The organism is Amycolatopsis lurida (genome assembly GCF_900105055.1).
Lineage (GTDB): Bacteria > Actinomycetota > Actinomycetes > Mycobacteriales > Pseudonocardiaceae > Amycolatopsis > Amycolatopsis lurida.
The window spans coordinates 4,857,595-4,877,719 of the sequence record NZ_FNTA01000004.1 but is presented as its reverse complement, the minus strand read 5'-3'; the positions used below and the strand labels follow the sequence as shown (position 1 = coordinate 4,877,719).

The following is a 20,125-nucleotide window of genomic DNA, read 5'->3' as shown; positions in this document are numbered from 1 at the left end:
ACCGTCCCCGCTAGGAAACGTACCCTTCACCACAAACGTCCATTCGGGCTAGCATTGGTCTAGACCTACTCGGGGGACGAAGTACGTCCCGGTGGAAGGGAACGAGATGACCGAACAGCGCCCCGGCGAGCACATGGCCGCGGAGATCTCCCAGCAACCCGCCATTCTGGCAGGAATCGTGGAGCGACAGGCCGAAATCGCCGAGGTGGCCGACGCCATCTCCAAGCGCCCGCCCAGGTTCGCACTCCTCGCCGCCCGGGGCTCCAGCGACCACGCCGCCCTGTATGCGAAGTACCTGATCGAAGTACTCCTCGGTCTCCCCTGCGGTCTCGTCTCACCCTCCACCGCGACTCTGTACGGCGCCCGTCCCGATCTGCGGGACGTTCTCTTCATCACAGTAAGCCAAAGCGGTGGATCCCCGGATCTCATCGAGGTCACCGAAACCGCGCGTCGCCAGGGAGCGCTGACCGTCTCGGTCACCAACACCCCGGAGTCGCCGCTTCGCGCCGCCGCCGAACTCGGCGTCGACATCGGTGCGGGACTGGAAAAGGCCGTGGCCGCCACCAAGACCTACTCGGCCACCTTGCTTTCGCTTTACCTTCTGATCGACGCGGTCCGCGGCGGCAAGGGCGCGGACGCGGAGAAGCTGGGCGAGCTCGCGCAGCAGACCCTCGACGGCTCCGAAGAAGGCGTGCAGCGCGCGGTGGACCGCTACCGCTTCGTCGACCGGGTGCTCACCACGGGCCGCGGTTACTCCTACGCCACGGCGCTGGAAGGTTCCTTGAAGCTGGCCGAAACCAGCTACCTCGCGGCCCGCGCGTACAGCGGCGCGGACCTGTTGCACGGTCCGGTCGCCGCGGTCGACGGCGAGACCGCCGTGCTCGCCGTGACGAGCCAGGGACACGGAGTGGGCGCGATGCAGGAGGTCCTCGAAGCCGTCGGCAAACGCGGCGCGGACGTGCTCGCGGTCGGCTCCGCTTCGGCCGACGTGCCCGCGGCGCTGCGGATCGGTGTCGCGCCGTCCGCCGAAGAGGTCGCCCCGATCCTGGAGATCCTGCCCATCCAGCGGATCGCGCTCGGCCTTTCGCTGGCGCGCGGCGGTGACCCGGACAGCCCGCGCGGGCTGCTCAAGGTGACCAAGACCCGGTGACCCACGTCATCGGTGTGGACGCCGGAGGCACGTCGACGCGAGCGATCGCCGTCGACGCCTCCGGCGCCGTCCTCGGCACCGGGCACGCGGACGGGGCCAATCCCAATTCCCATCCGCCGCACGAGGCCGCGGCGCGGATCGCGAGCGCGATCACCGGCGCGCTCGGCGGGCTGGAGCCGGCCGCGACCGCGGCGTGCGTCGTCGGCATGGCGGGCGTCAGCAAGCTGAGCGATCCGGCGATCGCGGAGATCTTCGAAGCCGCGTGGAAGGACGCGGGGATCAGTCCGGTGCGGACGGTCCCCGACCCCGAGGTCGCCTACGCGTCGGCGACTTCCGCGCCGGACGGTTCGGTGCTCGTGGCGGGCACCGGGTCGATCGCCTGCCGGATCCGGGGCAGGCGGACGGTGTCCACCGTCGGCGGCTACGGCTGGTTGCTCGGCGACGAAGGTTCCGCGTACTGGCTCGGCCGTGAAGCCGTTCGCTCCACTTTGGATGTTCTGGGCCGCGGCGGCGAACCCGGTCCGCTCGCGCGCGCCGTGCTCACCGAAGCGCTCGGACCGTCCGCTGTGGACCGAGCGAGCGACCGGGCGCCGCTCTGGCGCGCGCTCATCACGAGCGCCAACGCCGAAGCGCCGATCCGGCTCGCCAGGTTCGCCCCGTTCGTCAGCGAGGCCTACCGCGAAGGCGATCCGGCGGCGGACGAAATCACCTCCCGCGCGGCCACCTTGTTGGTGACGAACGTCATGGCCGCCCGGGATCCCGGGGAGGACACGCCGGTCGTCCTGGTGGGCGGCGTGTTGTCGCCGGAGGGGCCGGTGGGGGCGAAGGTCCGTGCCGGACTCGACGGCATCGAGGTCCTGACCAGCACCGACGGCGTGCTCGGAGCCGCTTGGCTGGCCGCCGTCGACGCCTATGGAGAAGGGGCGCCCCGGCCGGTCCCACCCTGGAAAAACACCAAAAACGAGCCCTGAAAGACCAAACCATCGACTCCGGGGCCGAACTCCGGGTACCGTAGGACCCGGCCCCCGGACCCTCCCCCCTCGCCGGGGGCCGCCTTATGTCCTGGGCAGCCCGCCGGGCGCGGAATCCGAGGGATCCCCGTTCTCCTCTACCACCCGCAGGCCGGGATGTTCCGGCGGCAGCGTGCGGTACAGCACCCAGCCGCTCACGGCGACCGTCACCGCGACCAGCGGCCAGGAGAGCACCGTCCGCGCGATGCCGAGCGCGACCACCTGCCCGCTCCACCACAGCGAGCCGTACACGACGACCCGCAGCGTGTACTGGAGGAAGACCCACACCCAGCTCGCCCGCGAATACGCGCGCAGCAACGCGGGATCACGGCGCCAGCGGGTCTTCTGCCCGATGACGAGCCCCACCACGACGCCGAGCAACGGCCACCGGACCACGATGCTGGCCGCCCACAGCAGCGCGCTGGCCACATTGGACAGCAGCTGGATGAGGAAGAAGTCTTCGGCGCGGCCGGTGTGCAGGGCGATCAGCGCGGCGGCGATCACCGCCGCGAGGCTCACCACGACCGCGCGGGCCTTGTCGCCGCGCGCGACCCGGTACACGCCGAGCAGCACCGCCACCCCGATGGCCACCCCGGCGCCCCAGGCGATCGACTGGCCGGCGATCAGCCAGCCGAGGACGAAGGCCGCGGGCGGGATGCTCGCGTCGATGGCGCCTCGCCGCCCGCCGAGGATCTGGGCGAGCGACTCGCGCGAGGGTCGTGAGGTCACCCTTACAGCCTGCCGGATCTATGAGCCGGAACACCCGGGCGGGGAGATGTTCGCCACACGAGGTGTCCGGTTTACGTCCACTTGAGGGGAATCCACGCAGCCCAGGAGTGTACATCCCCGTAATGGAGATGCATGGACGTCCGACAAAATAAGAGACTGTGTCAACGGGCTGAACCAAGGGTTTCGGCCGGGTGGGATTGCAGGGGCGCTCACGGCTGTTGGTTGTGGTGTACAAGTACCACCGGGGGCACACGGACGGAAGGGGACCCAACGTGTACGGATTCGACAGCTACGTGGCGATCGGTGACAGCTTCACCGAAGGACTCAACGACGGCTTGCCCGACGGCAGCTTCAGGGGCTGGGCGGACAGGCTGGCGGAGATCCTCGCCGAAGGCAGGCCCGACTTCCAGTACGCGAACCTCGCCCTCCGCGGGAAGATGCTCGACGAGATCCTCGAAGAGCAGCTCCCGATCGCCCTCGCGGTGAAGCCCGACCTGGTCACCCTGTGCGCGGGCGGCAACGACATCATCGTGCCCGGCGCGGACGTGGACGCCGTCGCCGCGCGGCTGGAGGCGGGGGTCGCCAAGCTGCGCGAGGCCGGGATCCCGGTGCTCATCTTCAACGGGCCGGACACCAAGTACCTGTCCGTGATGCACGTCCTGCGGGGGAAGGTCGGCATCTACAACGCGCATCTGTGGGCGATCGCCGACCGGCACGGCGCCAAGATGGTCGACATGTGGGCGATGGCCCCGCTGCACGACCGCCGCGCCTGGAGCGACGACCGGCTGCACTTCACCCCCGAGGCCCACCGGCGGATCGCGCTGCGCGCGGCCGAGGTCCTCGGCGTCCCGGTCGCCGACGACTGGCGTGAGCCGTGGCCGGCGTCCGAGGAGCCGAGCACTTGGATCACGTCGCGCCGCTCGGACCTCGAGTGGACGAAGGCGCACCTGCTGCCGTGGATCCGCCGTCAGCTCAAGGGCGAGTCCATGGGCGACGGCCTGTCCCCGAAGCGCCCGGAGCTCGCGCCGCTGCTCCCGCTGGAGCAGATCGAGCCGACGGGCGTCACCCTGCCCGCCACGGATCTGCGGGAGATCCACCACCACGCGAGCTGAGCCTCGGCAAGTACGTGAAGGCCCCCTTCATAGCGTCCAGCGCGGTGAAGGGGGCCTTCACGTACTTGACGGTGTCACCCAGAAGGGTCATGTACTGACCGCCCGGTACACCGGCGCGGCATCCGGGGCCCACGAGGGAACGCGGCGACGTCGCAGGCCAGACCGGGTGCGCGGTACCTCGCGAAGAGCGCAGGACGTTGGACCGGAAGTGCTGAAAGCCGGTTCGCCAACCGGTCGGGCGCGGCTTACAGTCCCTTCATGCCCGGTACACGCTGGAGCCGCTTGCTGCCTACAGCGCTGCTGGTCACGCTCGCCTTGACGGCGATCACCGTCTGGTCGGCCTCCGACGACATCGAGGCCGAGCTGACCGCGCGTGCGAAGAACGCGCTCGCCGACGTCGGCGTCTCCGGTGGCCAGGTGAGCTTCTCCGGCCGCGACGCGAACCTCACCGGCTTCCCGCCGAACAAGGCCGCACAGGCGATGGACGCCATCCAGCGCATCGACGGGGTCCGGACGGTCGAGATCTCCGGTGACACCGCCCCGCCCGCGGGGCCGGTGACGACCAGCGGCGAGCCGCCGAGCCGGCCGCCCCCAAGCCCGCCGCCCAGCCCCACGCCGACGTCGGCCAAGCCGGTGGACAAGGCGGGTTTCCAGGCCGAGATCGACCGCCTGCTGGCGGCCACGCCGATCACGTTCGAACCGGACACCACCGAACTCACCGCCGACGGCGAACGCGGCGCGCTGGAGATCGCGAAGCTGCTCACGGACGCGCCCCGCGAACTGCGATTCCGGATCACCGGGTCGGTCGCGACCGGTTCGGACCGCAAACTCGCGCTGAACCGGGCGCTGACGGTCGAGCGGCTGCTCGAACGCAACGGGGTCAAACGCGACCAGGCGTACTCCACCCAGCGCAGGAACTCCGAAGGCGCGAGCGGCGAGGGCCGCCGCGTCGACATCACGGCAGAACAGAGGTGATGGCCTGATGCTCTGGCTCTTCGGGCAGATCTGGCTCTGGCTGCTCATCTCGTTCGCCCTCGGCTGCGGCGTCACCTGGCTGTTGATGCGCGGCGAACGACGTGAGCGACCGGCCGCGGAACCGGTGGCCCGCGAGCCGGAGCGCCCGGCACCGGTCCCGGCCGAGCCGGAGCCCGAACCCGTGCCCGAGCTGCTCTCCACCGAACGGACGCAGTTCCTCCCGCCCGCGCGGATCCAGGACGACGACGAGCCGTACGACCAGGAGGCGGAAGGCCACCGCGAGGGCCAGCTGACGCCGGAACCGGTGCGGGCCTACCACCCGGAGCCGCCGGAACCGGCCGCCCGGAACGGCGAGGGCGGTCACGAACCCGAACCCGTCTGGCCGAGCGACGAGGACTGGCCGCCCGCCGGGCACCGGCCGGGGCAGGGCGGCTGACACTCGCCTGGTAAATTCGGCTACGCACTGTGAGCGGGAAGCCGGGTACGTTTCTTCGATCGGGAGCTCCGGCACACGAAGGAGGCTCCGATTGGCGCTCCCCTATTGGACGCCGCACAACCTGCTGCCTCCTGGCCGCCATCCCGCCGATCTGGCCGACGTCTACGAGCGGCTGGTCTTCGACGCGCCGCACCAGAACGACCGTGAAATCCTGTTCAGCGCGCTGAACAGTTACCTCGGTGTGGCCCGGCGGATCATGCCGACCGGCCGCGCGTGGATCGGCGGCGATCTGACCGCCAGGACCCCGCACGCGCCGGTCGGGCTCGACGTGGTGCTGATCCCGGACGAATGGGGCGCGCTCAAACGGCTCGACGACACGGGCCGCTCGGCGCTGTACGGGCTGCTGACCTTGCGCGGGGTCATCGTCGGCCAGCCCGCCATGTACCTGGACCAGGTCCAGCCCGTCGGCGGCATGCTCGACGGGTTCCTCTGCCGCCCCGGCGACGAGGAGATCTGGGAAGAAGTGTGGGCATCGGGTGGCAGGGGAATTCCGGAAGTGATCTGGTGAGGAACGAATTCCGGCGTATCGCCGACGAGATCCCCGGCGGCACTTGGCTCGACGACCTCGCGCGCGCGTCGGCGATGGCCGCGTACGCCAAGTTCGAGCGCACATCACGGTCGCCGCTGCTTCGCGTGTCCGTGCTCGGCGAGTCGCATCTGGACGCGTACACCTTCTCCGACATCAGCCGCGCTTTGCAGGACGCGACGGCGAAGATCGGGCACATCATCCGGAACCCGTCGGGCGAGGTGACCTTCGTCCAGCCGGCGGACCGCGAGAAGGCCCCGCTGATCCAGCGTGGACAGGCGGGCAACGCGATCTTCTTCGGCTTCCCGGAACCGGCGCTCGACGACGCGCTCATCCACGACGGGATCGAGTCGCTGTCCGAACGCGCGGTCAAGGAACTGTGCGACTTCCTGCCCGCCAACGGCTCCGACGACGGCGCGCTGGACGCGGTGCTGCTGCAGCGCGACACCGTGCGCAACGCGGTCAGCGACATCGTCAACGCGGTCAGCAAGCACGCCGGGATCGGCATGGCGCTGACCCCCACCGCCGGCGACGAGCTGACCCGCAGCATGACCACCGAACAGGCTCGGATCCTGTCCGGAAGCCTGCGCGAGTCCCGTGAGGCCGTCGGTTACGAGACGGTCAGCGGCAGGCTGGACGGCGTCCGCACGCGGCGCCGGATCTTCTATCTCGAACGCGAATCGGGCGGCACGATCCAGGGCGCGGTCGCGCCGGATCTGCTCGACGAGATCAAGGAGAATCTGGACCGGCCGGTGACCGCGCGGCTGCGCGTCGTGCGCACCACGACCATCGACGGCCGCCGCGGCCGCCCGGTGCACGAACTGCTGGAGATCACCCCGGAAGTCAACCTGTTCGATCAGTGATCGGGTTTCCGACATTCGGCGATGCCGCAATTCTCGTCAGAAAATATCGGTGACCGCTTGATCATCGTTGAATGGTGACTTTTTCCGGCAGGTAACAATTTCGGCCATTCCCCCGAACGATGGGTTAACGTCTTCGGACGGAACCCTCCGAAAGGGCATGTATGCCGACCGATCCACCTCTCCCGCACCCGCCTGCCACCCGCTACGGCCCGGGGTTCGCCGCGCACGGAACACGTCACCGCAAACCCAAGAACGGCCTGGTCATCGCGGGTTTCCTGGTCGGACTGGCGGCACTCGGGGTCGCCTTCGTCCCGGTCGCCGGAGTCGCCGCATGGCCGCTCGCCGTGACCGGTTTGATTCTTTCCGTGATCGGTTTGACCAAAATCAAGAAGGGTGAAGCGGACAAGAAGGGAATGGGGATCGCGGGGCTCGCGCTTTCGATCGCCGGACTTCTGGCCGCGGCCGGGTTACTGGTCTACACCAGTTTCTTCGCTACCGGCGAGTCGGGACTGCACGTCCCGGCGGTCGCCGGGGACAAGAACACCGTCGAGTTCGTCGTCAGCGCCTCCGGTGGCGCGACCATCCGGTACGGCTCGCTCAACGACCAGCGGACCGAGACGACCCCGGCCAGCACCGACGAATGGCGCGGCACGGCGTCCTTCAACTCGGGCGACTACCTGCTCACCGTCACCGCGGACACCCGGAACTCGACGGTCAGCAACCAGATCGCCTGCACGATCCTGGTCAACGGCAAGAAGGTGGCGGAGAACAAGGGCCAGACCATCGCCCTGTGCACCGCCGGCACCGGCTGATCCGTGCGTTTCGTCCTCTGGATGCGGTAGTCGCACGCGCAAGGACCGCATCCAGAGGACGGAACGCGGGGGTGCCGCCTGGCGGCCGGCCGGTATCGCCCCCACCTCCACCGGCCGGACCGCCACGAGCCGCTCCTGGCGGCTCTTCAGACGGGCCCGGAACGGGCCGCCCGAGCGCCGATCACTACCGCGTGCCCCTCCCCTAGGGCTCGATCGACACTGAATCGGACCCTACGCGCGTGCGCGGCGAGGCCACTAAGAATCCGCTAAGGATCACTCACGGACTTTCGTCGAGGTCGGTGAGTTCCGCACGGACCAGTGTGGCGAGCTTGGGATTGACGTCCGCGAGGATCTTCAGCGCGAGCGCGAATTGTTCGCGGGCACCGTCCACATCCGACCCGGCCCGCAGCACCCGGCCCAGCGTCAGCCGCAGGACGCCCTCCTGAAGGACGAACCGCCTGCTGATCGTCAAATCCACGGCTTCCCACACGTACCGCTCGGCCGCCGCGAGTTCGCCGATCCGCATGCTCAATTCGGCCAGATTGTTCAGCGAGACGACGACGTAGCTTTCGTCGCCGAGGGTCCGGTCGATGTCCAGCGAGGCGACCTGATGCCCGATCGCCTCGATGAACCGGCCTGCCCGCTTTTCGGCCTCGGCGCAGTTGTTGAGTGCCTGGCCGCGCAATTCGAGATCGCCGGTCCGCTCGGTCTCCTCGACCGCCCGCCGCAGCGTCCTGATCGCCTCGTCGTGCCGTCCCAGCAGGGTCAGCGCGGAGCCGAGATGGATGTTCGCCGAGACGATCAGCCGGTCGTCGCCGATCGCGGTCGCGAGTTCCAGCGCGCGTTCGGCGTCGGCGAGGCAGCCCTGCGGCAGCTCGAAGGTGAGCGCGATGGCGCAGCGGGAGATCAGCATCCAGCACCGGCCGAGGACGTCGCCGGATCGCTCGGCGGCCTCCAGCCCGATCGCGACCAGCCGCGTCCACTCGTCGAGCAGCGGGTACACCGCGCGATAGGTGTGCGCGACCCTGGCCAGCCGCCAGACGTCGTCGTGCCGTCCGGCGGCACGGGCGGCTTCGAGGACCTCGATCAGGTTCTCCCATTCCGCGGTGAACCAGTCCTGCGCCTCGTCGAAGGAACCGAGCGGGGGCGTCTGTGCGTCGGTCAGCGCCCCGGTGAAGTCGAGCGGGTCGACGATCCGCAGCATCTTGCGCCGGGCCCGGTCGGCGACGGCCTGATAGAACCGCACCGAGCGCGACAGGACGTCCTCCCGGTCGGTCTCGTCGAGTTCGTTCTCCGCCAGTTCACGGAGGAACAAGCGCACGAGGTCGTGCGGGACGAAAGAGTCGCGGCCGGTTTCGGCGAGCAGGTTGTGCGCGGCGAGCACCCGCAGATGCCGCCGCGCCTCGGCGACGGTGATCCCGCCGATCGCCGCCGTCAGATGCGAACCGGCCGAAACGCACTGGACCACGCCGAGCCGCAGGAAAGTGTTCGCGACCTCCGGCGGCAGCCCCCGGAACGAGACGTCGAACGCCGCGCGGACACCGTCGTCCGGGCCTTCGACGTCGAGGGCGGCCAGCCTGGTCCGTTCGTTGCCGAGTTCGTCGACCAGATCCTGCGCGGACCACTGCGCGCTGGCGGCGAGCCGGGCACCCGCGATCCGCAGCGCCAGCGGGAGATAGCCGCAGAGCCGGGCGAGCGCGTGGTTGAGGTCGAAACCGGCGGGCCCGGCGAGTTCCTCGATCAGCCGCACGGCGTCGCCGGGAGCGAGGGTGCCGAGCACCCGCAGTTTGGCGGCGTTGGACACGGCGAGCCCGTCGAGCCGGGAGCGGCTGGTCACCAGCGTCATCGACCGCGAACCGGGCGGCAGCAACGGCCGGACCTGCTCGGCGCTCCGGGCGTTGTCGAGAATGACCAGCATCCGGCGTCCGGCGATCATCGAGCGGTAGAGGGCGACGCGTTCGTGGACCTGTTCCGGGACGCCCTCGGCCGGGACGCCGAGCCCGAGCAGGAACTGGGTGAGCAGGTCGGCGGGCTCCAGCGGCGGATGGTGCGGGTCGAAACCCCGCAGCGAGGCGAAAAGGATGCCGTCGGGGAAGCGGCGGCCCGCGCGATGCGCCCACCACACCACCAGGCTGCTCTTGCCGATCCCGGCCGTCCCGGTGACCACGCCGACCGCGGTCTCACCCGCTTCGGCCCGCTCGGCGAGTTCGTCGAGCCAGGCCAGATCGGTCTCGCGTCCGGCGAGGTTCGGCACCGCGGGCGGCAGTTGCTGGACGGGCGCCGCCTCGGCCTTCGGTTCCGCGGCGACCTTGACCGGCAGATCGTCGTTGAGGACGCGTTCGTGCAGCCAGCGCAGGTCCGCGCCGGGTTCGACGCCGAGCGTGCGCAGGGTCGCCCTGGACACCGTGCGGTAGAGCTCGAGCGCGTCGCCGCGGCGGCCGGCGTGGTAGAGCGCGCGCATCAGCTGACCGGCCGTGCGCTCGGCGAGCGGGTTCGCCCGGACGAGCGGGCTGAGCTCGACGATCAATTCCGCGTGCCTGCCCAGTTCGAGGTCCGCGTCGACCCTGGCGCCGTGGACGGCGAGCCGCAGGTCCTCCAGTTCGGGAGCGCGGACCGACCCCGGCACACCGGCGAGCGCGGGTCCCTGCCAGAGCGCGAGGGCCTCGGTGAGCAGTTCGGCCGCCTTCTCCGGCTCTTCCGCGGAAGCCCGCTCCAGCAGGGACCGGGCGCGGTGGACGTCGATCCGCTCGGGTTCGACGGTGAGCTGGTAGCCGGGCGGCGCGGTGAGGATCCGGGCGCCGTGCGGATGATCGCTTTGGATGCCCCGGAGCACGCGCCGGAGATGCGAGACGTTGCCGTGGACGATCGTGCGGGCCGTGGCGGGCGGGTCGTGCCCCCAGAGCGCGTCGATGATCTCGTCGAGCGCGACGACCTTGTTGACCTTCAGCGCCAGCAACGCGAGGAGGCCGCGGACGCCGGGGCCGCCGACGGGGACGGGCCGTTCGCCGTCGAGGAGCCGGACGGGACCGAGGAGTTGGAAGCGGGCAGGGGAACCGCTTTCGCCCATGACAAGCCCCCCTCCTCCGATCTCTCCCCTTACCGGAGTAGCCAACCTACCGCGCGAAGAGGCCGCCAACCAGGACGCTCGAGGTCGTGAAGGCCTCCTTCCCTACTTTCAGGGTAGGGAAGGAGGCCTTCACGACCTGCCCGATCCGGACAAAGTTCCCCAAGCGGGCGGTTTGCGTCCACTGTGGACTTCGGCGGCAAGCCCGCAGCGCGTGATCGGATGGACGACACGCGTGTCCAGCGGGACGACACGCCACGGAGCCGAAACCGGCGGTCCGGCCCTCACGAAAAAGAAAAGGCTCCGTGCCATCAGTCCCGATCTGATGGCACGGAGCCGGGAGATATCCGATTTGGGCCGCCTGGGGGCGCGACCCACACCGGACATCGGCGTCCACGTCCGTCCGGGTGGGCTCACCCCGAGCGAAGAACCCGTTCGGTCGTCGACAACACCTACGTGAGCGAGCCCACTGGCCCGCACGCGTGTCGACAACGTAACAGGGCGCACACCGACGGCTACAAGCGCCCCGCCATGGCCTTCGCGACCTGCGGTTTCGTCAGCGCGACAGCGGGGTCGAGTCGCGGCCCGCGATGAACGCCGGACGCGGTTCGATCGCGGCGAACGGCTCCCGCAGCGCGTTCTCGACGCTGTTGAACACGAGGAAGATGTTCGACCTCGGGTACGGCGTGATGTTGTTCGACGAACCGTGCATCACATTCGAATCGAACCAGAGCGCCGAACCGGCCTGCCCGGTGAATTGGTCGATTCCGTATTCGGCGGCGAGCGCGGTGATGTCATCCTCGCTCGGGACGCCGACCCGCTGCTCTTTCAGCGAACTCTTGTAGTTGTCTTCCGGGGTTTCCCCGGCGCACTGCACGAAGGTCCGCTGCGAGCCCGGCATCACCATCAGCCCGCCGTTGAACGGGTAGTTGTCGGTGAGTGCGATGGAGCAGCTGACCGCGCGGGGGGCGGGCATGCCGTCCTCGGCGTGCCAGGTCTCGAAGTCCGAGTGCCAGTAGAACCCGGTGCCCTTGAAGCCGGGCATGTAGTTCACGCGGCTCTGGTGGATGTAGACCTCGGAGCCGAGGATCTGCCGGGCACGGTCGAGCACGCGCGGATCCCGGACGAGTTCCGCGATCAGCTCGCTCGTCTCGTGGACGTCGAAAATGGAGCGGACTTCACCGGTCTTGGCCTCGGTGATGACGCGCTCGTCGCCGCTGTGGTCCCCGGAGGACATCCTGACGAGTTCCTGCCAGTAGGCCTGGACCTCGCCGGGCGACAGCAACTGGTCGACGACGGTGTAACCACGCGTTTCGTGGTTGGCGAGCGTGGCCGCGTCCATGGGACCGTCGGCCTCGGCGCCCCAGACGGTGGGGTGCGTCCTGGGCAGATGTACGGGCTTACCCGTGATGCGGGTCGGGTAACTGTCGTCGACTCGGGTGTCGGTCAGCGTCAATGCGGTCGCCTCCTCGAGCGATTTTCTACGGTTCGGTGACGAGCGGGTACACGCCGTTTTCGTCGTGGACCTCGCGGCCGGTGATGGGCGGGTTGAACACGCAGACGCACTTGATCTCGGTCTTGGGCCGGACCTGGTGCTTGTCGTGGTCGTTGAGCAGGTACAACGTGCCCGGCTTCAGCTGGAAGACCTCGCCGGTCGCGGTGTTTTCGAGCTCACCCTCACCAGAGGTGATGAACACCGCTTCGATGTGGTTCGCATACCAGAAGTCGTTGACCGTCCCGGCGTACAGCGTGGTCTCGTGCACCGAGAAACCGACGCCCTCCTTGGCCAGCACGATGCGCTTGCTGCGCCAGTTCGGGGTCTTGATGTCGGCGTCGGTGTCGGTGACCTCGTCGAGTGTTCTGACAAGCAACGGAAAACTCCTTCTCGTTCCTGGTTGTGCGGTCAGTTCAGGACAGTGGCGACGGCCTCGTCGATGATCGACAGGCCCTTCGTGAGCTCGTCGTCCGTCAGCGTGAGCGGCGGGAGGACCTTCATGACCTCGCCGTCGGGGCCGGAGGTCTCCATCAGCAGCCCGCGTTCGAACGCGGCGGCGCAGACCTTGCCCGCGAGGTCGCCATTGGCGAACTCGATGCCCCGGGCGAGGCCGCGGCCCTTCGCGAACAGGTTCGCGTCCGGATACGCCTCGACGATGCCCTGGAAGGCGGCGGCGATGCGCTCGCCCTTGGCCTTGGTCGACTTCTCCAGCTCGTCGTCGCTCCAGTAGACGCGCAGCGCCTCGGTCGCGGTGACGAACGCCGGGCTGATGCCGCGGAAGGTGCCGTTGTGCTCACCCGGCTCCCAGACGTCGAGGTCCGGGCGGATCAGCGTCAGCGCCATCGGGATGCCGTAGCCGCCGATGGACTTCGACAGGCAGACGATGTCGGGTTTGATGCCCGCGTCCTCGAAGCTGAAGAACGGGCCGGTGCGGCCGCAGCCCATCTGGACGTCGTCGAGGATCAGCAGGATGCCGTGCTTCTTGCACAGGTCGTCCAGCGCCTTGAGCCACTCGACGCGCGCGGCGTTGATACCGCCCTCGCCCTGCACGCCCTCCACGATCACGGCGGCGGGCTCGTTCAGGCCGCTGCCGGAGTCTTCGAGCAGCTTCTCGAAGTAGAGGAAGTCCGGGATGGAGCCGTCGAAGTAGTTGTCGTACGGCATGGGGGTGGCGTGCACCAGCGGGACACCCGCGCCGCCGCGCTTCATCGAGTTACCGGTCACCGACAGGGCGCCCAGCGTCATCCCGTGGAAGGCGTTGGTGAAGTTGATGACCGATTCCTTGCCGGTCACCTTGCGGGCGAGCTTCAACGCCGCCTCGACCGCGTTCGCGCCACCGGGGCCGGGGAAGACGACCTTGTAGTCGAGGTCGCGCGGCTTGAGGATCTTCTCCTGGAACGTCTGAAGGAAATCCCGCTTGGCCACCGTGAACATGTCGAGCGCATGCGTCACGCCGTCACGGGCGATGTAGTCGATCAGCGCGCGCTTCAACGCGGGGTTGTTGTGCCCATAGTTGAGCGCGCCGGCGCCGGCGAAGAAGTCGAGATACGCCTTGCCGTCCTCGTCGTACAGGTAGCTCCCCTGTGCCCGGTCGAACACGACGGGCCAGCCGCGGCTGTAACTGCGTACCTCTGATTCGAGTTCCTCGAAAATGCTCATCACGTTTTCTTTCTCCCTGAGATCCCCGGATTTACGTTCTATTGACTGCCGAGCGGACCGATTCGATACAGGTCCTCCTGCTCATGCGTTCCTTCCTCGGCCGGGAAATCCGTCGCGGAGAACAGATCCTGGCGTTCCACGGTGGCGTCCCACCGCTTGGCGAACGAGGCGAACAACCGGATCGAAGCCTCGTTGTCCGGGGTGATCGTCGTTTCGAGGTACCGGACGCCCTGGGCGGTCAACTGGCCGAACAGCTCGTCGAGCAGGGCTCCGGCCAGGCCTTTTCCTCGCTGGGACGCGTCGACGGCGACCTGCCAGACGAAGCCGGTGTCCTGCTTGCGGTATCCGATCACGAAGCCGACCGGGGTCCCGTCGACTTTCGCGACGACCGAGGTGTCGGCGAAATCGTGGCACCACAGCAAATAGGCGTAAGGCGTGTTGAGATCCAGCTTCTTCGAATCGCGGGCGATTCTCCAGAGCGCGGCACCGTCTGCCTTGGTCGGATTTTCGATCAAGTGCTTTCCGGACATGTCCAAGAAACGTACCGGAGGATTCGGGCGCGGTCAGATCAGCGCGACGGCGGCAACGCGGCTACCTGCAACAACCCTGAAACACACGTGACAAAGGTAACGGTAACGTTTGAAGCGCAGCACTTGTGGGTAAGGCCGCTTCGCCGCGGTCTCACCGCATGTGACGATACCAACCGTTACCGCTTCGTCGCAGGCTCAGGGCGCTATTCGACGCCCGGTTCGGCTATTCACGACGCCGTTTGCGACCCCCGAGCGAACCGAGCGGCGTCCAGATGGCGGGTAGCACGAGCAAGAGGCAGACCACCAGCCACCAGACCGGCGCCTCGCCGCGCCGCCAGCCCGCGACGACGTCGCCGAGCCAGCCGAACAGCGGGTCGCGCACCGGCGGCAGGAACGCGGCGAACAGCAAGGCCGCCACCACGAGCACACCCAGCACGGTGAGCACCATCCGCCACGTCTTGCGCAACGTCATCAGGCTCACCACCAGGAACACGATGGCGCCCGCGGCCACCGGCACGCCGACCCACTGCAGGACGGGGCCGCCCTGTCCACCGAGGACGAACCCGGCCAGGACGGTGATCAGCGCGGCGAGCACGTTCCACGGCGACGGCAGGGTGGCCGCACCGCGGGTGATCCACCACGCGCTGCGCCCGGCGGCCTTGGCGAAGGTCGCGGCCGGCTGGACGGACTTCGGTACCCGCGTCGCCCCGGCGGCCGCGTTGAGCCCGGCGGCGCCGGCCTTCACCAGCGTCTTGGTCAGGAGCATCGTCCCGCGTTCGTGCTCGAACCGTTCGCCGGAGACCTGGCACGCCTGGAACGCGCGCTGGGTCTGCTCGTCGGTTTCGGGCTCGTTCTCGACGAGCTTCCTGAACCGCTCCGACGGTTTCCCGTTCCCCTTGGCCGTTTTCGCGTCGTGCCCGCAGTGGAGGCCGACACACGGCAGCTCTTCGCGGGCGATCTCCAGTTGCCGCACCCTGGCGAGCACCATCGCCGTCACCGGCATGCTGATCGGCAGGGCGGCTTCGGTTTCCACGTCGGCGAGTTCGCCGTCGAGACCGAGGAAAGCCAGCTCCCCGGCCAATTGCGCGCGCAGGGCGTCCACTTCCTCTTGGGAGAGACCGTCTTCCGTACCTGGCTGCCGCCAGCCGATCGCCTTGAAGGTGTCCCGCACCCGCGTCCGGAACGCCTCCCGTCCGACGACGTCGCGCAGCAGGCGCAGCCGTTTCGGGTCCAGCAGGCACTGCACGAGCCAGCCCGCGCCGTCGACCCGGCCCCACATCCAGTCGTTCGCGCGCCAGGACGCCTTGTAGAACGCGCCGAAGTAGTCGGCCTGCATCCCGGTGAGCTTGTCCCACGAACGGCGACGCTTCATGTCGAGCAGCGTCCGCGAATCCGCGCTCACCTGGACGAGATCCACCCGCTGGTCGACCGACGGGGGCTGCGCGAGCAGCCCCCGGGTCGCGATGTGCAGGCGCACGAGCCGCGAGGTGACGACGGGATCACCGGCGCTCTTGTCGTCCGAAGTAAGCCCCGTCCAGGCCAGGAGCGTGCTGACCGTGTCGGCGGCCTCGGTGCCGGGTTTCGCCTGCGCCAGCGGCAAAAGGATCGGCGTGGCCTGCCGGAGGGCGGCGACGACGAGCGGCCACGCCTCCTTCAGCGTTTCCGAGCGGCCGAGTGCGGCCCAGTCCTTGGCCAGGCCTTCGATCCAGGCCGCCAGTGTGACGTCGGAGGCAGGCGGCTCCTGTTCGGTGATCCAGCCCGCGAGCCGCTGCCCCCGCGCGGCCCTGTGCCGCGCTTCGTGCAGCAGCACCCGGCAACGATTGAGCTGCACGGCCTGCTCCGGCGACGGGTCGAGCCGGAAGCCCGCGTTCACCAGTTGCAGCCCGGTGGCGACCGAATCGTCGAGCGCGGTGGTGCGGAAGGCGACGAGATCCACGAGTTCGCAGGTGTCCTTCGGCGGCTCGGCGGGCAGGCCGTCCCGCAGCCCGGCCGCCGCGGCCGCGCGCAGCTGCGCCGCCGTGCCGGACGCCCATTGACGGCCCTGATCCTCCACATCGGACAGTGAGAGCCTGCGGGTCGCCTCGCGGACGAGCGCGGTGGCGTCCTCCTGCACCCGCCGGTCGCGGTAGTCGTTCATCAGCCGTTGGTCGACCAGCGAGCCCGGGCCGCCGCGAACCCCCATCGCCGCAAGGGAAACGCGAGTCCCCCTGGTCCGGACGACGGCGTCGTTGTGCCTGGTCAGGTCCTCCAGCTCGGCGCTGATCGTCTGGCTCAGCACGGTGCCGACGACCTTGCTCAGCGCGCTGCCCAGCAGCGGCGGCCGCTCCGGATCGACCGCGACCCGCTCGGCCTCGCGTTCCGACGTCGGCACCACGTACAGCAGTAGCCGCCGGACGTCCGAATGCGACTGCCGCTCGAAGATCTCCCGCAACGCCGGCCGCAGCGGCTTGTTCAGCAGCACGCCGCCGTCGGTGAGCCAATGCGACCGCGTGACGTCGGTGTACTTCGTCATGTCCGGATGCAGTGGTCCGGTCCTCTCGCCGATCGGCATCCGGGAAAGTTCGAAGGCACCCGGGAACGACGCGGTGGACCGCGCGGCGAGCGCGAGCGGGCCGACCACATCATCCGTCCACAAAGGACCGTCGAAGCGGAACAGGAGCCGGTGTTCGGTGTCCCGCACCAGGTTGCCGAGCGCGTCGTCGAATCTGGTCGTCTCGCCGTCGATCATCGTGCCGGTGAGCAGCACCGTGATGTCGGGACAGTCGGGTTTCACGGTCGCCTTGTCGGTGATCCGGTGCAACGCGTCCTTGAGATCGCCGAGCAGCACCTTGTCGCCGTCGAGCAGCGACCGCGGTTCCTTCTCGCCGGGGTCGCGGATCAGATTGTCGAGCGACCCCGTGCTGATCCACGTGTCTCGCAGCACCTGCGGGCTCGACCGGAACGCCTCGGCGAGCCCGAGGCACGCCGCGTTGATGCCGCCCGCGCTCGTGCCGGTGAGCACGTCGAGCGAGACGGTGGCGTTGAGCAGATCGAGCAGGGCCCGGTACGGGCTTTTCGATTCCGGCGTTCTCGACGCCTGAAGCAGATGCGAGGTCTCGGTGGCGACCCCGCCCATCCAGACCGCGAGGCTCGCCCCGCCCACCATGGTCATCGCCAGCCGGATCTCCTGCGGCCACGGGCTCCCCGCGTCGGCCATGTGCGCCCTCCCCAAGGCTTTGTGCAGGGGGCACTCTAGACCGGACGGAGGACCCCGGGTACCGCCGATGGTGCGCCCGGAAGGGCAAGGTCCCCGCGGCCGGGCGGTTTGGCGTGTCTGGAGGGACGACACACGTGATCAGACGGACGACACGCGTGATCAGCTGGACGACACGCGGCGACCCGGCCGCGTGCGCGTGTCGTCCGTCCAATCACGCGTGCCGTCCGTTCAGTCACAGGTGTCGTCCGTCTGATCACACGTGTCGTCCCCGCAGTCACGCGAAACCCCCGGTTCGGTCCAGGTGGTCGTGAGTGGAGTCGGCGCGGCGGAGCCGTTCGGCGTGGTACCGAAGGCGTTGAACATCCGCATGGTCGGCGCGAACCATAGCGGGTCGGGGTTTCCTTGGTGTCCAAGGCGCCGTAGCGCGCCAGGCCTACAGCATCCAGAGGACGAAATGCGGAGCGTCAGGCGGCGAAGTGCTCCAGCAGGAGGACCTGGGCCTCACCGACGGCGAAACCCAGGACGGCACCGGTCGCGATCAGGATCCATTCGTCCTGCTGGAACGCGGGCCGCAGCAGACCCTCGAACTCGCGCGGCGACAGCTCCTTCATCTTCGTCACCAGCACGTTCCGGATGTCCATCGCGTCGGTCGCGTAGTCCTCGATGTACCGCATGGTGTCCGGCAGCTTGTCCATGATCTTCTCGGCGATGTTCAGCTTCATGTCCTGATACCGCTTGCTGCCCACGGCGAACACCACCAGTGGTTTCCCGACGCCGACGCGGCGCCCGAGCTGTTCGTCGAGCTGGCGCTGGATCAGCCCGAGCACCCGGTCCGACAGCGGGCCGTGCAGCACCGCTTCGATCACGTTGTGCGGGGTGATGATCTCCTTCGCGATCAACGCGCCGTACGCCTCCGCGACCTCGCCGCGCCGTTTCAGGAACAGGCCCTGCCAGCGCACACCGAAATACCGGCGTTCCTCGATCGGGTAAAAGATCATCCGCAGCGCGAGCCAGTCGGTGAACCAGCCGGTGAAGAGCCCGAACAGCGGCATGATCAGCGGGAACTTGAACAGCACCCACGCGACCATCTGGATCACGCCGATGAGCCCGCCGAAGAAGATGCCGGAGCGGGCGATGAACTTGAACTCCTTGTCGCCCGCCTCCTGGAAGATCCGGTTCAGCAGCCGTTTGTCCTTGACCAGTGCGGTGACCACCATGCCCTTGAGGTCGAACACACTGTCCACATCGGACTTGATCAGCTCCAGCACGGCCGCGACCATCCGCGGCGTCTCGGCCTGGACGCGCTGGATCACCAGCCGCTGCATGCCCACCGGCAGGGATTCCCAAAGCCCCGGCTGGTAGTGGGCGGCGACGTCGCGCACGATGTCCTCGACGGCCGCCTGGAGCGGTTTTTCGATCTCCTTGGCGATTCTCTGCGGATCGAGCCGGGCGACGATCTCGGCCGGTTTGATCAGCTGCTCGGTCATCGTGTCGCAGGCGATGCTCGCCATCCGGGCGGCGCGTTTGGGCACGATGCCCTGCCAGCCGAGGAAGGGTTTGATACCGACGAACTCGACCGGCTGGAACATCATCCGGATCGCGACGAGTTTGGTGGTGTAGCCGATCAGGGCGGCGACGATCGGGATCGAGACGTAGATCGGCCAGTGCTCGCTGAAATCGGCGAGGATCCCGTCGAGGAACGCACCCATGCCGAAGTCAGCCGGCGCTCGGGTCGCAGGCCTGCCAGAACTGGGCGCCGAGGCGGGAAATATGGACCGTGCGCTTCACGAACTTCGCCCGTTTGACCGACTTCTCCGCCTCGCGCACGGTTTCGTCGGTCAGCAGGATCTCGTACTGCGTCTCCAGCGCGGGCACCTCCTCGTCCAGCTCGACCAGGCCGAGCCCGATCAGCCTGGTGAGGTAGCCGGGCACCTGGTCCGGCAGCGACACCCCGGAGGCCTTGCCGACGGTGGAGGCGTTGCGAAGCACGAACCGCCCGGCCGCGCCGAGGCTGGTCCGCTCGGCGACGTCGACGGAGGGGAACGGCGAGCCGTCGGAGAGCGCGGAAAGGATGCGGGCCTCGTCCGGAGTGAGTTGCCGCAGGATGATCGCGTAGAGGTATTCGCGGGCCCGCTCACGCCCGAAGCCGATCGAGTGGTTGAGCAGTTCCGCCATCGCCGCGCGGAGCGGTTCGAGCTGGGCGCGGGTGTGCACGAGGGTGATCGTCGCCTCGACCGGCCGCGAACCGTTGGTGTCGGGCCGGTTCATCGCGGACGCGGCGGTGAGTGCCGCGTGGTACGGGTCGTCGACCTCGTCGAGACGACGGCGCAACTCCGAGAGCAGCTGCCGCTCGCCCTGTTTGACGATCTGTTCGGCGATCTCGACGCCGGGGAGTTTGCGGGTGAATTCGAAGCCCGTGCGGGCGGCCCAGCCCGCCAGCTGTCCCGCGCGTTTGGCGAAAGCGGCCAGGTCTTCACCGGCGGGTCGATCGTCGCTCACGGGCACTCC

Annotated in this window: 17 protein-coding genes; 8 read left to right on the top strand and 9 right to left on the bottom strand. The window is 68.8% G+C overall.

The annotated features are described in order from the left end of the window. Positions 1–106: 106 nt before the first annotated feature. Together BLW75_RS28400 and BLW75_RS28395 are read left to right on the top strand one after the other, a co-directional pair. On the top strand, positions 107–1,150 hold the full coding sequence (locus tag BLW75_RS28400) for an SIS domain-containing protein (protein WP_034308663.1): 1,044 nt from the start codon (positions 107–109) through the stop codon (positions 1,148–1,150). Beyond that, complete coding sequence (locus BLW75_RS28395) at positions 1,147–2,121, top strand: N-acetylglucosamine kinase (RefSeq protein ID WP_034308234.1); 975 nt, start codon at positions 1,147–1,149, stop codon at positions 2,119–2,121. Before BLW75_RS28400 ends, BLW75_RS28395 begins: the two co-directional genes overlap by 4 nt. 84 nt (positions 2,122–2,205) lie before the next feature. Here the strand turns inward: BLW75_RS28395 and BLW75_RS28390 are convergent, their stop codons facing one another. Further along, positions 2,206–2,889 carry a DUF3159 domain-containing protein gene (locus BLW75_RS28390; protein WP_034308231.1) on the bottom strand — a complete coding sequence of 228 codons (684 nt, stop codon included), beginning with the start codon at positions 2,887–2,889 and terminating at the stop codon, positions 2,206–2,208. 272 nt (positions 2,890–3,161) lie between these two features. Here BLW75_RS28390 and BLW75_RS28385 point away from each other — a divergent pair, with 272 nt between their 5' ends. The 6 genes from BLW75_RS28385 to BLW75_RS28360 all read left to right on the top strand — a co-directional run bounded on the left by BLW75_RS28385 (position 3,162) and on the right by BLW75_RS28360 (position 7,673). Then, positions 3,162–4,001 (top strand): SGNH/GDSL hydrolase family protein, encoded by an 840-nt coding sequence (locus BLW75_RS28385; protein ID WP_034308229.1) that lies wholly within the window; start codon positions 3,162–3,164, stop codon positions 3,999–4,001. Between the two features lie 258 nt (positions 4,002–4,259). Then, a complete protein-coding gene (locus BLW75_RS28380) occupies positions 4,260–4,976 on the top strand; it encodes an OmpA family protein (RefSeq protein ID WP_241783425.1) in 717 nt (238 codons plus the stop codon). 7 nt (positions 4,977–4,983) lie between these two features. Continuing rightward, complete coding sequence (locus tag BLW75_RS28375; protein WP_034308226.1) at positions 4,984–5,412, top strand: hypothetical protein; 429 nt, start codon at positions 4,984–4,986, stop codon at positions 5,410–5,412. A gap of 91 nt (positions 5,413–5,503) precedes the next feature. After that, a complete protein-coding gene (locus tag BLW75_RS28370; RefSeq protein ID WP_034308223.1) occupies positions 5,504–5,980 on the top strand; it encodes a DUF6932 family protein in 477 nt (158 codons plus the stop codon). Beyond that, the gene (locus tag BLW75_RS28365; RefSeq protein ID WP_034308221.1) at positions 5,977–6,861 is read left to right on the top strand and encodes a hypothetical protein; all 885 of its coding nucleotides are present in this window, start codon (positions 5,977–5,979) and stop codon (positions 6,859–6,861) included. Before BLW75_RS28370 ends, BLW75_RS28365 begins: the two co-directional genes overlap by 4 nt. A 161-nt stretch (positions 6,862–7,022) precedes the next feature. Further along, positions 7,023–7,673 carry a hypothetical protein gene (locus BLW75_RS28360; RefSeq protein ID WP_034308219.1) on the top strand — a complete coding sequence of 217 codons (651 nt, stop codon included), beginning with the start codon at positions 7,023–7,025 and terminating at the stop codon, positions 7,671–7,673. A gap of 277 nt (positions 7,674–7,950) precedes the next feature. Here BLW75_RS28360 and BLW75_RS28355 read toward each other — a convergent pair whose 3' ends face one another. The 8 genes from BLW75_RS28355 to BLW75_RS28320 all read right to left on the bottom strand — a co-directional run bounded on the left by BLW75_RS28355 (position 7,951) and on the right by BLW75_RS28320 (position 20,116). After that, entirely contained in the window at positions 7,951–10,740 is a 2,790-nt protein-coding gene (locus tag BLW75_RS28355; protein ID WP_034308216.1) for an AfsR/SARP family transcriptional regulator, read from the bottom strand. Positions 10,741–11,293: 553 nt separating this feature from the next. Further along, complete coding sequence (gene thpD / locus BLW75_RS28350; RefSeq protein ID WP_034308213.1) at positions 11,294–12,193, bottom strand: ectoine hydroxylase; 900 nt, start codon at positions 12,191–12,193, stop codon at positions 11,294–11,296. Between the two features lie 25 nt (positions 12,194–12,218). Then, positions 12,219–12,608: an ectoine synthase gene (locus BLW75_RS28345; protein WP_007033454.1), complete on the bottom strand. Its 390-nt coding sequence runs from the start codon at positions 12,606–12,608 to the stop codon at positions 12,219–12,221. A gap of 32 nt (positions 12,609–12,640) precedes the next feature. Next, positions 12,641–13,891 (bottom strand): diaminobutyrate--2-oxoglutarate transaminase, encoded by a 1,251-nt coding sequence (gene ectB / locus BLW75_RS28340; protein WP_034308211.1) that lies wholly within the window; start codon positions 13,889–13,891, stop codon positions 12,641–12,643. A 38-nt stretch (positions 13,892–13,929) separates the two neighbouring features. Then, a complete protein-coding gene (gene ectA, locus BLW75_RS28335; RefSeq protein ID WP_034308209.1) occupies positions 13,930–14,421 on the bottom strand; it encodes a diaminobutyrate acetyltransferase in 492 nt (163 codons plus the stop codon). 223 nt (positions 14,422–14,644) lie between these two features. Further along, a complete protein-coding gene (locus tag BLW75_RS28330; RefSeq protein ID WP_034308207.1) occupies positions 14,645–17,617 on the bottom strand; it encodes a patatin-like protein in 2,973 nt (990 codons plus the stop codon). A gap of 464 nt (positions 17,618–18,081) precedes the next feature. Next, a complete protein-coding gene (locus BLW75_RS28325; RefSeq protein WP_034308204.1) occupies positions 18,082–19,326 on the bottom strand; it encodes a DUF445 domain-containing protein in 1,245 nt (414 codons plus the stop codon). Positions 19,327–19,333: 7 nt separating this feature from the next. Then, positions 19,334–20,116, bottom strand: coding sequence for an Abi-alpha family protein (locus tag BLW75_RS28320; protein WP_034308203.1), 783 nt, complete (start codon positions 20,114–20,116; stop codon positions 19,334–19,336). Positions 20,117–20,125: the final 9 nt, after the last annotated feature.